The organism is Sphingopyxis sp. (genome assembly GCF_041916015.1).
Taxonomy (GTDB): domain Bacteria; phylum Pseudomonadota; class Alphaproteobacteria; order Sphingomonadales; family Sphingomonadaceae; genus Sphingopyxis.
Genome location: NZ_JAYSAH010000057.1, coordinates 1 through 14,235 on the forward strand (window position 1 = coordinate 1; position 14,235 = coordinate 14,235).

The following is a 14,235-nucleotide window of genomic DNA, read 5'->3' on the forward strand; positions in this document are numbered from 1 at the left end:
GCAGGCCATGAATCCACGCAAGATGTCCGAAGTGCTGGCGGCGATGTCCCCGGACGTCGCCGGCCGGCTCACGGTCGAGCTCGCCGCCCGAAGCCTGAACGCGCAGGCCCCGGCCCCTGCTCCGGCTGCCGCGCCGGCCGCCACCATGACCGAAGCAGCGCCGGCTGCGGCTCCCGCCGCCCCGGCTGCCAAGAAATAATCTAAGGGGTCCGACAGATGACCGATATCGCAGCGACTGCACCCGCGCACGGCCATGGCCACGATCATGCGCACGACCACGACCATGACACGCCGGGCTTCTTCGTCCGCTGGTTCATGTCGACGAACCACAAGGACATCGGCACCCTCTATCTGATCTTTGCGATCATCGCCGGCATCGTCGGCGGCGCGATTTCGGGCATGATGCGCCTCGAACTCGCCGAACCCGGCATCCAGTATCTGCCCGGCTGGGCCTCGATGCTGGGCAGCGGCGCCGACGAGGTCGCGGGCAAGCATCTCTGGAACGTGCTCATCACCGCGCACGGCCTGATCATGGTCTTCTTCATGGTCATGCCTGCGATGATCGGCGGTTTCGGCAACTGGTTCGTGCCGCTGATGATCGGCGCGCCCGACATGGCCTTCCCGCGCATGAACAACGTTTCCTTCTGGCTGACCGCGGTTGCGTTCGTCATGCTGGTCGGGTCGAGCTTCGTTCCGGGCGGCAGCGGCCACGGTGCCGGCACCGGCTGGACGGTCTATGCACCGCTGTCGACCAGTGGGTCGGCCGGGCCGGCGGTCGACATGGCGATCTTCTCGCTCCACCTTGCGGGCGCGGCGTCGATCCTCGGTGCGATCAACTTCATCACCACCATCTTCAACATGCGCGCGCCGGGCATGACCCTGCACAAGATGCCGCTGTTCGTCTGGTCGGTGCTCGTCACCGCCTTCCTGCTGCTGCTTGCGCTGCCGGTTCTGGCGGCCGCGATCACCATGCTGCTGACCGACCGCAACTTCGGCACCACCTTCTATGATGCGACGGGCGGCGGCGATCCGGTGCTCTACCAGCATCTCTTCTGGTTCTTCGGCCACCCCGAAGTGTACATCATGATCCTGCCGGGCTTCGGTATAGTCAGCCAGATCATCTCGACCTTCAGCCGCAAGCCGGTGTTCGGCTATCTCGGCATGGCCTATGCCATGGTCGCGATCGGCGTCGTCGGCTTCATCGTGTGGGCGCACCACATGTTCACCGTCGGCATGAACGTGAACCTCAAGATGTACTTCACCGCCGCGACGATGGTCATCGCCGTCCCGACGGGCATCAAGATCTTCAGCTGGATCGCCACCATGTGGGGCGGTTCGATGAGCTTCAAGACCCCGATGGTCTGGGCGCTCGGCTTTATCTTCATGTTCACCGTCGGCGGCGTCACCGGGGTCGTCCTCGCCAACGGCGGCGTCGACACCGCGCTGCACGACACCTATTATGTCGTCGCGCACTTCCACTATGTGCTCTCGCTCGGCGCGGTCTTCTCGCTGTTCGCGGGCTTCTATTACTGGTTCCCGAAGATGTCGGGCCGGATGTACAGCGAGGTCCTCGGCCAGCTGCACTTCTGGATCTTCTTCATCGGCGTGAACGTCATGTTCTTCCCCCAGCACTTCCTGGGCCAGCAGGGCATGCCGCGCCGTTACCCCGACTATGCGGAAGCCTATGCCTATTGGCATCACATCTCGTCGCTCGGCTATGTGATCATGGCCGTCGGCATGCTCTTCTTCTTCGTGAACATCCTCTACTCGCTGTTCGCGGGCAAGAAGGCCGCCGACAATCCGTGGGGCGAAGGCGCGACGACGCTCGAATGGACGCTTTCGAGCCCGCCGCCGTTCCACCAGTTCAACGAACTTCCGCGTATCGCCTGATCGGTATCGCCCCCTGCTGACATCCGGCAGGGGGCTTTGCCCATCCGGCCGGAGTTATCATGGCGCAGAGCCTGACCCATGGCGAGATGACGCTTCCGGCTGACTGGCGCGACCTCTTCGCGCTGACCAAGCCGCGCGTGATGTCGCTCGTCGTCTTCACGGCGCTGTGCGGCCTGCTCGCGGCGCCGGGCAGCGTCCATCCGGTGCTCGCCTTCTCGTCGATCCTTGCGATCGCATTGGGGGCTGGGGCGTCGGGCGCGCTCAACCAATGGTATGAGGCGGGTATCGACGCGAAGATGAAGCGCACCGCCGGCCGGCCGCTTCCGGCGGGCCGCCTCGACCCGCAGACAGCGCTGCAGTTCGGTGTCGGACTCGCCGCCTTCTCGGTCTTTCTGATGCTGTTCGCCGCCAACTGGCAGGCGGCGGCGCTGCTGACCGTCTCGATCCTCTTCTACGTCTTCGTCTACACGATGTGGCTGAAGCCGCGGACGCCGCAGAACATCGTCATCGGCGGCGCCGCCGGCGCTTTTCCGCCGCTGATCGGCTGGGTCGCCGCGACGGGCGGCGTCGCGCCGCTGCCGGTGCTGCTCTTCCTGCTCATCTTCCTCTGGACCCCGCCGCATTTCTGGGCGCTCGCACTGTTCGTCCGCTCGGACTATGCCGCCGCGGGCATCCCGATGATGCCGGTCGTCGCGGGCGAGACCTCGACGCGGCGCCAGATCCTCGTCTACGCGATCATCATGGCGGCCGGCGCGATCGCGCCCTGGCCGCTCGGCTACACCGGCGCGCTCTATGGCTGGACCGCGGTCGTCCTTTCGGCGGTCTTTGTGCTGCTCTCGATTCAGGTCGGCACCCGCAAGACCGGCGAAGGCGACACGATGCAGCCCGAAAAGCGCCTCTTCGCTTTCTCGATCGCCTATCTCTTCATCCTGTTCGGCGCGGTGGTCGCCGACCATTGGTTCCCGCTATGACCGACGATACTCCCGAACCCTTCGATGAAGCCGAATATCGGCGCCGCCAGCGCAGCCGCGCGAACATGATGGGATGGATTTTGGGGGGGCTCGCCTTCCTCTTCTTCTTCATCACCATGGCGCGGATGGTGGTGCCCAAGTGAAGGCCATGTCGGCCAATGCGAAGACCGCCTCGCTCGCGGGCCTGCTCGTCGTCGCGATGGTCGGGCTCGGTTTCGCGTCGGTGCCGCTCTACAATCTCTTCTGCCGCGTGACCGGCTTCGGCGGCACGACGCAGCGCTACGATCCGGTTGCCGCAGCCGAGACGCCGAAGATTTTGACCGATACCATCTCGGTCCGCTTCGACGCCAATGTCTCGCCGGGGCTGCCGTGGAAATTCTATCCCGAACATCCGACCGACACGGTCAGCATCGGCGCGCGCGACATGGCGATCTTCATCGCGCAGAATAATTCGCCGCATGCCGTCGTCGGCACCGCGAGCTTCAACGTCACGCCCGACGCGGCGGGGAAATATTTCACCAAGATCCAGTGCTTCTGCTTTACCCAGCAGACGCTGAAGGCGGGGGAACAGGTGCGGATGCCTGTGCTCTTCTTCGTCGATCCGAAGATCAAGGACGATCCTGACGCGCGCGACATCGAAGAAATCACGCTGAGCTACACCTTCCACCCTGTAGACGCGGATAAAAACGCGAGCTAAGGCCGCGATCAAGAGTCTTACCAAGGACCGGCGGATGGTGGGGAAACCATCAGGCTGGGGCAAAAAACGGGAACTGTGACATGGCCGGTGCCAAACATCATGACTATCACCTCGTAAACCCCAGCGTATGGCCGCTGATCGGGTCGGTCGCCGCGCTCGTCATGTTCTTCGGCGGCGTCATGGCGATGCACGCCGACTATTTCGGCGGCATCGGCAAATGGGTTCTCGGCCTCGGCATCGCCGGCGTGATCGCCACCTTCTTCAGCTGGTGGTCGGACGTCATCAACGAAGCGCACGCCGGCGACCACACCCCGGTCGTCCAGCTCCACATGCGCTACGGCATGATCCTGTTCATCGCGTCGGAAGTCATGTTCTTCGTCGGCTGGTTCTGGGCCTGGTTCGATTTCTCGCTGTTCCCGGTGCCGGTCGAGATCGTCGATGGCGCGGTAACCAGCCTGTTCGGGCAGGACGGCGCCGCCGCGGCGACGATCTGGCCGCCGAAGGGCATCCATGTCATCGACGCCTTCTCGCTGCCGCTGCTCAACACGCTGATCCTGCTCTGCTCGGGCACGACGATCACCTGGGCGCATCACTCGCTGATCCACGGCGACCGCGAGGGGCTCAAGAAGGGCCTGTGGCTGACGATCATCCTCGGCCTGACCTTCAGCTGCATCCAGGCCTATGAATATGCCGAAGCGCCGTTCCCCTTCGGTACGATCAACTATACCTCGGCCTTCTTCATGGCGACCGGCTTCCACGGTTTCCACGTGCTCGTCGGCACGATCTTCCTGATCGTCTGCCTCGTCCGCACCTACAAGGGCCACTTCACCCCGCAGCAGCATTTCGGTTTCGAGGCTGCCGCCTGGTACTGGCACTTCGTCGACGTGGTGTGGCTGTTCCTCTTCATCATCGTCTATGTCTGGGGCGGCTGGGGCGCGCCGGTCGCCGCGCACTAAGTTGCCGGACAGTCCACAGACACAAAAGGGGCAGCCGCCGCTCTGGCGCGCTGCCCTTTTTGCGACCTGCCCCGAATGCGGCGCGCCGGGGCTGTTCGACGGTGCGGTGAAGTTCCGCGACCGCTGCCCGTCGTGCGGGCTCGACTATGGCCGCTACAATGTCGGCGACGGTCCTGCGGCCTTTCTGACCCTGATCGTCGGTGCATTGATCATTGCGCTAGCGCTCGGGCTCGACAGCGCGCTGCACCCGCCGCTCTGGGTTCATGTCATCCTGTGGGTGCCGCTGACGGTTATCGCGGTGGTCTATGGCCTGCGCGTCGGCAAGGCGGCGCTGCTTGCCAGCGAGCATCAGCGGCAGGCGGCCGAAGGAAAGCTCCGCGATGACTGACACGCCTCAGGCGCCGCGCCGCTGGCCGGTCATCCCGACGATCGTCGTGCTGTTCGCGGTCGCGGCGATGATCGCGCTCGGCGTCTGGCAGCTCCAGCGCAAGGGCGAAAAGGAAGCGCTGATCGCGCTCTACGAGCGCAACATGGCGATGTCGTCGCTCGTCACCTATCCGAAGCTGCCGCCGGTGCCCGACGCGATGCTGTTCCGCAAATCGAGCGTGGTCTGCCTCGAACCCGTGCGCTGGGACTCGCGGAGCGGCATCGACCGCAAGGGCCAATCGGGCATCCGCATGATCGCCGACTGCCGCACCGGCGCCGAGGGACCGGGCGTGCTCGTCGATGTCGGGATCGCCGGTGATTTCACGCCGCCCCAATGGAAGGGTGGAACGGTGCAGGGAACGGTCGTTCCCGGACCCGAACAGCCGACCGTGATCCAGCGGCTGACCGGCAGGGCGGTGCCCGCGCGCGCGATGCTCGTCGCCGATACGCCGGTCCCGGGCCTCCGCGCGAGCGAGGTGCCGTCGGGCGCCGACGTGCCCAACAATCACCTGGCCTATGCCTTTCAGTGGTTCTTTTTCGCGGCCGTCGCGCTGATTATCTACATCCTCGCGGTGCGCCGCCGCTTGCAGCCGTGACGGCGCGCCGTTAGGGCGCATTCCCGTCATGGATTATATCAGCACCCGCGGCTCCGCGCCGACCCTCGACTTCCGCGCCGCCACGCTCGCCGGCCTCGCCGGCGACGGCGGGCTCTATGTGCCGGCAAAATGGCCGCAGCTGTCGGCGGACGAGATCCGCGCGCTCGCCGGGCTCGATTATGTCGAAACCGCGGTCCGGGTGATGGCGCCCTTCGTCGCGGGCATCCTGTCCGAGGACGAATTGCGGGGCCTCTGCAAGGCCGCCTATGGCCGCTTCAGCCACGACGCGGTGACGCCGCTGGTCCAGCTCGACCATCGCCACTGGCTGCTCGAACTGTTCCACGGCCCGACGCTCGCGTTCAAGGACGTCGCGCTGCAACTGCTCGGCCAGCTTTTCGAACAATTCCTGGCGGGCGGTGAAACCGACCTGACGATCGTCGGCGCGACCTCGGGCGACACCGGCTCGGCGGCGATCGAGGCGGTCGCGGGGCGCGAGCATATCCAGATCTTCATGCTCCACCCCGAAGGCCGCGTCAGCGACGTCCAGCGCCGCCAGATGACGACCGTGCTCGCGCCCAACGTGCACAATATCGCCATCGACGGCAGCTTCGACGACGCGCAGGCGATGGTGAAGCGGCTGTTCGGCGATGCCGAGGCGCGGAGCCAGCTTACCCTGTCGGCGGTGAACAGCATCAACTGGGCGCGGCTGATGGCGCAGGTCGTCTATTATTTCTACGCCGCTGTCCGCCTAGGCGCCCCCGATCGCCCCGTCGCCTTCAGCGTTCCCACGGGCAATTTCGGCGACGTCTTCGCTGGCTATGTCGCCGCGCGCATGGGGCTCCCGGTGGCAAAGCTGGTGGTGGCGACCAACGTCAACGACATTCTCCACCGCGCATTGTCGTCGGGCGACTATAGTGCGGGCAGCGTCACCGCGACCGCGACCCCCAGCATGGACATTCAGGTCAGCAGCAATTTCGAGCGGCTGCTCTTCGACCTGTCGGGGCGCGACGGCGCTGCGATCGCCGGCATGATGCGCGAATTCGACGCCAATCGCGCGATGACGATCCCCGAGGATATGCTGCGCGGTGCGCGCGACCTGTTCACCAGCGCGCGGATCGACGGCGATGCGATGACGCTCGCGCTGCGCTGGGCACAGGAGCATGGCGGCCAGATCATCGACCCCCACAGCGCGGTCGGCCTCGCCGCGGCGCGGACGCTGGAGATCGACGCCGACATCCCCGTCGTCACGCTCGCGACCGCGCATCCCGCGAAGTTCCGCGACGCGGTCGAGCGCGCGACCGGCGTGCGCCCGCCGCTTCCGGCGCGGCTCGGCAATCTGTTCGATCGCGAGGAGCGCTATGTGACGCTTCCCGGCGACTATGACGCGGTGAAGGCGCATATTCTCGCCGAGGCGGCGCGTGGCTGAACTGCAACCTCTCGTCACGCTCGTCGGCGAGGCGTGGGACGATTACGGGCTCGTGGACAGCGGCGGCGGGCGCAAGCTCGAACGCTATGGCCCGTACCGCTTCATCCGCCCCGAGCCGCAGGCGATGTGGCAGCCCGCGCTCCCGGCGAGCGAATGGGAAGGGGCCGACGGTGAGTTCATTCCGGCGTCGGACGACGACGGCGGCGGGCGCTGGTATTATAACAAGCCCGTTCCCGCCGAGGGCTGGCCGCTCGGCTGGCGCGAGACGCGCTTCACCGCAAGCTGCACGCCGTTCCGGCACCTGGGTTTCTTCCCCGACATGGCGCCCGTGTGGGATTGGCTCCGCGCACAGGTCGCGGGCAAGCCCGACCCTGCCTTCCTGAACCTTTTCGGCTACACCGGCGTCGGCAGTCAGGCGCTCGCCGCGGCGGGCGCTGCGGTAACGCATGTCGATGCCTCGAAGAAATCGGTCGCGCAGGCGCGCGAAAATGCCGCGCTCGCGGGCATGGCGGACAAGCCGGTCCGCTGGATCGTCGATGACGCCGGCAAATTCACCGCGCGCGAGGTGCGCCGCGAGCGCCGCTACGACGCGATCCTGCTCGACCCTCCGAAATTCGGGCGCGGGCCGAACAATGAGCGATGGCAATTGGAAGAAGGACTGGCGCCCCTGCTCGCCGATTGCCGCCAGTTGCTCGATGCCGACAGCCGCGCGCTGTTCCTCACCGTCTATGCTGTCCGCATGTCGGCACTGGCGATCGGCGAACTGCTCGTGCAGCTTTTCGCCGACCTGCCGGGCAAGGTCGAATGCGGCGAACTCGCGGTGCGCGAAGAGGCGCGGGGGCTGCTGCTCCCTACCGCCATCTTCGCGCGGTGGAGCCGGTAAAGCACGACGTAGAAGGCTTGGGTCCCCGCGAAGGCGGGGACCCATCTCCGGCCGGTTCCATCTTGCACTGTCCGGAGATGGACCCCCGCCTTCGCGGGGGCACGCACTTTTTTGGTATCGTCTATTATTCCGGCGTCGCCAGCTCGATCCGGTTCCGCCCGCCTTCCTTGGCGCGATAGAGCGCGTCGTCGGCGGCCTTGAGCGCCGCGCGCACCTCGGCATAGCCGAAGACGTCGGCGACCCCGCCCGAGAAGGTGATCTGTCCGAAAGGCTCGTCGGTCTTGCGGTTGATCAACCGCCGTTCCGACAATCCCTCGCGCGCTTCATCGAGCCGCTTCGCCGCTTCGCTCGGCGGCAGGCCGCGGAACAGCATCACGAACTCCTCGCCGCCATGCCGCGCGACATGGCAATGATCGTTGGAGATGCGCGCCAGCGTATCGGCGATCAGCTTGATCACGCGGTCGCCGGCCTCATGGCCGTGGACGTCGTTGACCTTCTTGAACTCGTCGATGTCGCAGAAGGCGACCGACAGCGGTTCGCACGCGCCGCGCGCTTCCTCATAATGGCGTTCGAGCAGCACCTCGAAGGCGCGGCGGTTGGGGAGGCCGGTCAGATAGTCGATCTCGGCGTCGCGCTTGGCGCGGGCGAGGCTGCGGCGGAGCGCCTTGGCTTCGTCCTCGCTCTTGCGCATCTCGTCCTCGGCGTGGCGCGTGCGCTCGAGCATCACCTTCGCGATGTCGGCGAGGTGCGAGACGAGTTCGCCCGTCTTCTGCACTTGTTCGAGGTCGCTGACATGCGCCTCCAGCTTCGATCCATATTCGCTCGTTGCGGTGCGTGCCGCCTTGGTGTTGGTGTGGAAGGTTTCGAGGTTCGATTCGAGCCGCGCGACCATCCGGTCGAGGTCGGCGCGGTCGGCAACCGCGGGCTCATTCTCCATCAACTCGTCGAGCCATTGCTGGGTGATGCCTTCGGACGTCTGCGACCGCGCGGCGATCTGGCGCGCGAGCCGCGGGTTGACCCCCGAAAAGGCGCTGTGCGCGATCAGCAGATTGGCGGGCGAGATGTCGAGATCATGGCCCAGAAGAAAGGACGTCATCGCGCCGAGCAACTGCTCGCGCGCTTCGTGGACCAGGTTGCGGGACCCCGCGGAGGCCTCGCTCCCTTCCGCTTCATAGGCTCCGCTTCGCGCGCGGAGGCCTAGCCAGCCCAGGAGCCGCCCTACCGGCTCGTTCGATGGTGTCGCATGTGTGGTCATGCGCCGTTTAACGGGTGTGCGCGGCCCGAATTTAAGCGCCACCGCAAAATTTGCTCAGCGGTCGACGCGGCCCTCGTCGCGGCCCGGCATCGGCGCCATAAAAGGCAGGATCAATGCGGTGAGCACCAGCCACACGCTCGATGCGAGCAGCGCGCTCGATAGCGACCAGAGGTCGGCGAGCAGTCCGAATATATAGGCGCCGAGCGCCATCGCGCCGAAGGTGACCGCCTGATAGATTGACAGGCAGCGCCCGAGGATCGCTTCGGGCGAGCGGAGCTGCATCGCGACGTTGAGCGTGGTCAGCGTCGAGACCCAGGCGAGCCCCGCGACGAAGGTCGAGGCCATCACCACCGGCACCGAGGGGAGGAAGGCCATCGGGATCAGCGCCGCGGCGAAGACGAGCGCCGACACGCTCACGATCCGGTCGCTGCCCCAGCGGCGGCGCAGTCCGCCGACCCACAGCGCGGCGAGGATCGATCCCGCGCCGAAGGTGGCGAGGCAGAGGCCGTAGATCGTCTCGGTGCCGTGCAGCCGGTCGCGGACCAGCGCGGGAAGCAGCGCCTGAAAGCCGATCGCCGCAAAGCCGAAAGCGAAACCGCGGGTCAGGATGCGGCGCACCGGGTTGGACTGGATACAGAAGCGGATGCCGGTTCCGATCGCGGCGAGCATCGGCGTGCGCTGCGGCAGCGTCACTTCGGGGTGCCAGCGCAGCAGTACGATAATCAGCGCGAGATAGCTGACCGCGTTGAGCGCGAAGGCGGGCGCTGGCCCGGTGACCGAGATAAGCAGCCCGCCGAGCGCCGGCCCGACGCTGCGCGCAAGGTTGAAGGCGATGCTGTTGAGCGCGATCGCTTGCGGCAGATCCTTCGGCCCGACCTGCAACCGCACCGAAGCCTGCCAGGCAGGGCCGTTGAGCGCGGTGCCGCAGCCGACTGCGAGGGTGAAGAAGAGCAGCAGCAGCGGCGTGATTGCGCCCATCCACGTCGTGATGGTGAGCGCGGCCGAAACGAGCAGCATCCCTGTCTGCGCTGCCAGCATCACGCGGCGGCGGTCGAAATTGTCCGCGATCGCTCCGGCGAATACGCCGAGCAGCAGGATCGGGATCGTCGTGCCCGCCTGTACCAGCGCGATGAGCTGATGCGACGCGGTGAGCTCGGTCATCAGCCACGCGGCGCCGACCGACTGGATCATCGACCCCATGTTCGACGCGAGATTGGCGATCCAGATCGCGCGGAAGGTGGGATAGCGGAAAGGGGCGAGAGAAGAAGGCGGGGAAGGGGACTCGGTCGCGCTCACAAATCAATCGCCTAGCCATGGAAAGGGTGAGTCGCAATCGGAGGGGTGAGCTTTTTCGGTTTATGTGGTGGTCGAATTCCGACGGCGGCATTGGGGTGGTGAGTGGACGCCGTCCTTACTTTACTTCGTCATCCCCGCGAAAGCGGGGACCCAGAGCGTCCGTCAGCTTACCCATCCCTGGGTTCCCGCTTTCGCGGGAATGACGAAGGGAGAGAGGGCGGCAACTCCCGGTCGCAACAGGACGTCCGCCATCCCTTCTCCCCGCCCGATCCACGCCGTGAAATATTCATACGTCCCCCACTGGCGCGCTTGGCCCCGACTGGTTACATGGGCCGCCACCAAACGAATCGCGTGTGCCGCCCGAAACCGCGGGGCTGGCGCCGCCCGCATGAGAAAGTGGCACCCATGGAAATCATCACCGGCCTGACCTTCGACGACGTGCTGTTGGTGCCGGGGCCGTCGGACATATTGCCGTCGGATGCCAATCTTTCGACCCAGCTCACCAGCGAGATCAGCCTCAACATCCCGATCCTGTCGTCGGCGATGGACACGGTGACCGAGGCCGACATGGCGATATTGATGGCGCAGATCGGCGGGATCGGTGTCCTCCACCGCAACCTGACGATCGAGGAGCAGGCGGCGGCGGTGCGGCAGGTCAAGCGCTTCGAAAGCGGGATGATCGTCAATCCGATCACCATCACTCCCGACGCGCCGCTGTCCTACGCGACCGCGCTGATGGACCAGCACAGGATTTCGGGGATTCCGGTGGTCGAGCCCGGCGGCAAGCTCGTCGGCATCCTGACCCACCGCGACGTGCGTTTCGCCGACAATCCGGGCCAGCCGGTGCGCGAACTGATGACCGCGGAAAATCTTGCTACCGTGCGCCCCGGCGTCGGGCAGGACGAGGCGCGCAAACTGCTGCACCAGCGCCGCATCGAAAAGCTGCTCGTCGTCGATGACGATTATCGCTGCATCGGGCTCATCACCGTCAAGGACATGGAAAAGGCCGTGACCTATCCGGAGGCGACCAAGGACGGGAACGGCCGCCTGCGCGTCGCCGCGGCGACCAACACCGGCGACAGCGGCATCGAGCGCGCCGAGGCTTTGCTCGACGCCGAATGCGACCTGATCGTCGTCGACACCGCGCACGGCCACAGCAAGGGCGTCGGCGCGACGGTCGAGAAGATCAAGAAGCTGTCGAACCGCGTCCAGGTGCTCGCGGGCAACGTCGCGACCGGCGACGCGACCAAGGCGCTGGTCGACTGCGGCGCCGACGGGGTGAAGGTCGGTATCGGCCCCGGCTCGATCTGCACGACGCGCGTCGTCGCGGGCGTCGGCGTGCCGCAGCTCACCGCGATCCTCGACAGTGTCGCGGCGGCGGAAAAGCTGGGCGTGCCCGTGATCGCCGATGGCGGTCTGCGCACGTCGGGCGACATCGCCAAGGCGCTCGCGGCGGGCGCGTCGAGCGTGATGGTCGGCTCGCTCCTCGCGGGCACCGCCGAGGCGCCGGGCGAGACCTTCCTGTTCCAGGGGCGCACCTACAAAAGCTATCGCGGCATGGGCAGCGTCGGCGCGATGGCGCGCGGCTCGGCCGACCGCTATTTCCAGCAGGACATCAAGGACCAGATGAAGCTGGTTCCCGAAGGCATCGAGGGTCAGGTGCCGTTCAAGGGGCCCGCGAAGGACGTGATCCACCAGCTCGTCGGCGGCGTGAAGGCGGCGATGGGCTACACAGGCAGCCGGACCCTCAAGGACCTGCGCGAGCGCGCCAAGTTCGTGCGCATCACCAACGCGGGCCTGCGCGAAAGCCATGTCCACGACGTCGCGATCACGCGCGAGGCGCCGAACTATCCGGTGGGGTAAGGCGGTCGTTATATTGAAGCCGTCATTGCGAGCGTAGCGAAGCAATCTCCAGCGATCGCCCGCTCCTAACGATAGCTGGAGATTGTTTCGTCGCTGCGCTCCTCGCAATGACGAGGGAGGAAGGCCGAGACCATGACCCCCGCCGCCCGCCTTCAGACCGCGATCGAAATTCTCGACGCCATTGCGGCATCGGCGCGCGAAGGCGGCGCGCCCGCGGACGCGATCTTCGCCGAGGCGATGCGCGCGCGCCGCTATGCAGGGTCGAAGGACCGCCGCGCGATCCGCGGCCATGTCTATGACGCGATCCGCGCGGTGCGCTCGGCGCCCGCGTCGGGGCGCGCGGCGATGCTGGTGCTCGCCGATGCCGATTCCGCTCTGGCTGCGCTGTTCGATGGTTCCGCTTATGGCCCCCAACCGATTGCGCCCGGCGAACCGCGCGCCGAAACCGGCCTTGCCGCGGCGGCGCTGATCGATCTGTTCGATCCGCTGATCGGTGAAGGCGATGGCGAGGCGATGCTCGCCCGCGCCCCGCTTGACCTTCGCGCGAACCGCATCAAGGCGAACCGCGACGATCTCGCAGCGCTCTTCCCCGAAGGTGAGGCGATCCCCGGTGCCGCCGACGGCTGGCGCCTGCCGCCCGAAACCGCCGCCGCCCAGCATCCCGCCTATGCCGAGGGGCGGTTCGAGGTGCAGGACGCCGCGAGCCAATATGCCTCCGCTGCGCTCGATGCCGCGCGGGGCGACGCCATCGTCGATCTCTGCGCAGGCGGCGGCGGCAAGACGCTCGCCATCGCCTCTCTCACCGCGAACGAGGCCGATATTCTGGCCTGCGACACCAATCGTGCCCGCCTCCAGCAACTTCCGCCGCGCGCCGAACGCGCCGGGGCGACGCGGATCGAAACGCGGCTGCTCAATCCGGGGCAGGAGAATGCCATGCTCGCCGACTGGCGGGGCAGGGCGACCCGCGTCTTCGTCGACGCGCCCTGTTCGGGCAGCGGCACCTGGCGGCGCAGTCCCGAACTGCGCTGGCGGCTCACCCCTGCGCGCCTCGAGCGCCATCTCGCCGATCAGGCGAAGCTGATCGACCTCGGCGCCGATCTGGTGGCGCCGGGCGGCAAACTCCTCTATGCTGTCTGCTCGATCATCGCGCGCGAGGGGCGGGCCCAGGTGGACGAATTTCTGAACCGGCATCCCGGCTGGACGGCCGATAGCGGCTATCTGCCCGACGGCATCGGCCGCGCCGCGGGCCACGGTTTTCTGCTGACGCCGGCGCATGACGGCTGCGACGGATTTTTTCTCGCACGGCTGACGGCGCCATGTTAGCATCGCCCGACATGAAGAAATGGGAGAATGCGATGCGCGTCAGTTTCCTGGCTCTCGGTGCCGGCATCATCCTTGCCAGCATGCCCGTGGCCTCCGATGCGCAGCGCGCCGACAACGACATATTGCCGCGCTCGACCCAGCTGCAGAAACAGGGCGAGGAGGCGCAGGCGAAAGGCGACCTTGACGCCGCGGTCGATTATTATGAATCAGCGCTCGCCGCCGATCCGCGCAACCGCTCGGCGATCATCGCGATGGCGCAGGTCGCGCGTGCGCAGGGCCTGCCGGGCAAGGCGATCGGCCTCTATCGCGAGGCGTTGCTGCTCGAACCCAACGACCTCACCGCGCTGACCGGGCAGGGCGAGGCGCTCGCCGACAAGGGTGCGCTCGAACTCGCGCGCGAAAAGCTCACTGCGGCGCAGCGCCTCTGCACGGACAAATGCCCGCAGGTGGCGGCGCTCGAAAGGGCGATCGCGACGGGCGACACGAAGCGTGTCGTGTCGGCGGAAGCGATTGCGCCCAAGCCCGTTGCGACGGTCGGGGCGACGGGGCAGAACTGATCACCCGGGCTTAATTTCCGACCGCTTCGGGGTGGATTCCAGACCGTCCTCTATTTCCGTTCGTGTCGAGCGAAGTCGAGACACGCGAAGGCTGGC

Annotated in this window: 15 protein-coding genes; 13 read left to right on the plus strand and 2 right to left on the minus strand. The window is 66.6% G+C overall.

Going from position 1 to position 14,235, the window contains the following annotated elements; translation table 11 throughout:
* The 10 genes from ACE3SL_RS09205 to ACE3SL_RS09250 form a co-directional block, all read left to right on the plus strand.
* Window positions 1-199, plus strand: a 199-nt coding sequence (locus tag ACE3SL_RS09205; protein ID WP_374525438.1) for a hypothetical protein, incomplete at its 5' end; no start/stop codon positions are given.
* A 17-nt stretch (window positions 200-216) separates the two neighbouring features.
* Window positions 217-1,890 (plus strand): cytochrome c oxidase subunit I, encoded by a 1,674-nt coding sequence (gene ctaD, locus ACE3SL_RS09210; RefSeq protein ID WP_374525439.1) that lies wholly within the window; start codon window positions 217-219, stop codon window positions 1,888-1,890.
* Window positions 1,891-1,949: 59 nt separating this feature from the next.
* Window positions 1,950-2,861 carry a heme o synthase gene (locus tag ACE3SL_RS09215; RefSeq protein WP_374525440.1) on the plus strand — a complete coding sequence of 304 codons (912 nt, stop codon included), beginning with the start codon at window positions 1,950-1,952 and terminating at the stop codon, window positions 2,859-2,861.
* Entirely contained in the window at window positions 2,858-3,004 is a 147-nt protein-coding gene (locus ACE3SL_RS09220) for a hypothetical protein (RefSeq protein ID WP_374525441.1), read from the plus strand. Before ACE3SL_RS09215 ends, ACE3SL_RS09220 begins: the two co-directional genes overlap by 4 nt.
* Window positions 3,005-3,009: 5 nt before the next feature.
* A complete protein-coding gene (locus tag ACE3SL_RS09225) occupies window positions 3,010-3,558 on the plus strand; it encodes a cytochrome c oxidase assembly protein (protein ID WP_374525442.1) in 549 nt (182 codons plus the stop codon).
* A gap of 80 nt (window positions 3,559-3,638) precedes the next feature.
* Window positions 3,639-4,514, plus strand: coding sequence for a cytochrome c oxidase subunit 3 (locus ACE3SL_RS09230; RefSeq protein WP_374525443.1), 876 nt, complete (start codon window positions 3,639-3,641; stop codon window positions 4,512-4,514).
* A gap of 1 nt (window position 4,515) precedes the next feature.
* Window positions 4,516-4,902: a DUF983 domain-containing protein gene (locus ACE3SL_RS09235; RefSeq protein ID WP_374525444.1), complete on the plus strand. Its 387-nt coding sequence runs from the start codon at window positions 4,516-4,518 to the stop codon at window positions 4,900-4,902.
* Window positions 4,895-5,536 (plus strand): SURF1 family protein, encoded by a 642-nt coding sequence (locus ACE3SL_RS09240; RefSeq protein ID WP_374525445.1) that lies wholly within the window; start codon window positions 4,895-4,897, stop codon window positions 5,534-5,536. Before ACE3SL_RS09235 ends, ACE3SL_RS09240 begins: the two co-directional genes overlap by 8 nt.
* A gap of 28 nt (window positions 5,537-5,564) precedes the next feature.
* Complete coding sequence (gene thrC, locus ACE3SL_RS09245) at window positions 5,565-6,962, plus strand: threonine synthase (protein ID WP_374525446.1); 1,398 nt, start codon at window positions 5,565-5,567, stop codon at window positions 6,960-6,962.
* Entirely contained in the window at window positions 6,955-7,845 is an 891-nt protein-coding gene (locus tag ACE3SL_RS09250; protein ID WP_374525447.1) for a class I SAM-dependent methyltransferase, read from the plus strand. Before thrC ends, ACE3SL_RS09250 begins: the two co-directional genes overlap by 8 nt.
* Before the next feature lie 124 nt (window positions 7,846-7,969).
* On the opposite strand, the gene ACE3SL_RS09255 is transcribed toward ACE3SL_RS09250, so the two are convergent.
* Together ACE3SL_RS09255 and ACE3SL_RS09260 are read right to left on the minus strand one after the other, a co-directional pair.
* Window positions 7,970-8,941, minus strand: coding sequence for a GGDEF domain-containing protein (locus ACE3SL_RS09255; protein WP_374525448.1), 972 nt, complete (start codon window positions 8,939-8,941; stop codon window positions 7,970-7,972).
* Between the two features lie 213 nt (window positions 8,942-9,154).
* On the minus strand, window positions 9,155-10,396 hold the full coding sequence (locus ACE3SL_RS09260; protein ID WP_374525449.1) for an MFS transporter: 1,242 nt from the start codon (window positions 10,394-10,396) through the stop codon (window positions 9,155-9,157).
* 405 nt (window positions 10,397-10,801) lie between these two features.
* Here ACE3SL_RS09260 and guaB point away from each other — a divergent pair, with 405 nt between their 5' ends.
* The 3 genes from guaB (at window position 10,802) to ACE3SL_RS09275 (ending at window position 14,139) form a co-directional block, all read left to right on the plus strand.
* Entirely contained in the window at window positions 10,802-12,259 is a 1,458-nt protein-coding gene (gene guaB / locus ACE3SL_RS09265; protein WP_374525450.1) for an IMP dehydrogenase, read from the plus strand.
* 132 nt (window positions 12,260-12,391) lie between these two features.
* Window positions 12,392-13,582, plus strand: a complete 1,191-nt coding sequence (locus tag ACE3SL_RS09270; RefSeq protein WP_374525451.1) for an RsmB/NOP family class I SAM-dependent RNA methyltransferase — start codon at window positions 12,392-12,394, stop codon at window positions 13,580-13,582.
* Window positions 13,576-14,139, plus strand: a complete 564-nt coding sequence (locus tag ACE3SL_RS09275; protein ID WP_374525452.1) for a tetratricopeptide repeat protein — start codon at window positions 13,576-13,578, stop codon at window positions 14,137-14,139. The genes ACE3SL_RS09270 and ACE3SL_RS09275 overlap by 7 nt, the downstream gene beginning before the upstream one ends.
* Window positions 14,140-14,235: the final 96 nt, after the last annotated feature.

Coding starts and splice junctions, on each gene's coding strand:
- ctaD (WP_374525439.1), top strand. CDS start 217: ATGACCGATATCGCAGCGACTGCACCCGCGCACGGCCATGGCCACGAT.
- ACE3SL_RS09215 (WP_374525440.1), top strand. CDS start 1,950: ATGGCGCAGAGCCTGACCCATGGCGAGATGACGCTTCCGGCTGACTGG.
- ACE3SL_RS09220 (WP_374525441.1), top strand. CDS start 2,858: ATGACCGACGATACTCCCGAACCCTTCGATGAAGCCGAATATCGGCGC.
- ACE3SL_RS09225 (WP_374525442.1), top strand. CDS start 3,010: ATGTCGGCCAATGCGAAGACCGCCTCGCTCGCGGGCCTGCTCGTCGTC.
- ACE3SL_RS09230 (WP_374525443.1), top strand. CDS start 3,639: ATGGCCGGTGCCAAACATCATGACTATCACCTCGTAAACCCCAGCGTA.
- ACE3SL_RS09240 (WP_374525445.1), top strand. CDS start 4,895: ATGACTGACACGCCTCAGGCGCCGCGCCGCTGGCCGGTCATCCCGACG.
- thrC (WP_374525446.1), top strand. CDS start 5,565: ATGGATTATATCAGCACCCGCGGCTCCGCGCCGACCCTCGACTTCCGC.
- ACE3SL_RS09255 (WP_374525448.1), bottom strand. CDS start 8,941: ATGACGTCCTTTCTTCTGGGCCATGATCTCGACATCTCGCCCGCCAAT.
- guaB (WP_374525450.1), top strand. CDS start 10,802: ATGGAAATCATCACCGGCCTGACCTTCGACGACGTGCTGTTGGTGCCG.
- ACE3SL_RS09270 (WP_374525451.1), top strand. CDS start 12,392: ATGACCCCCGCCGCCCGCCTTCAGACCGCGATCGAAATTCTCGACGCC.
- ACE3SL_RS09275 (WP_374525452.1), top strand. CDS start 13,576: ATGTTAGCATCGCCCGACATGAAGAAATGGGAGAATGCGATGCGCGTC.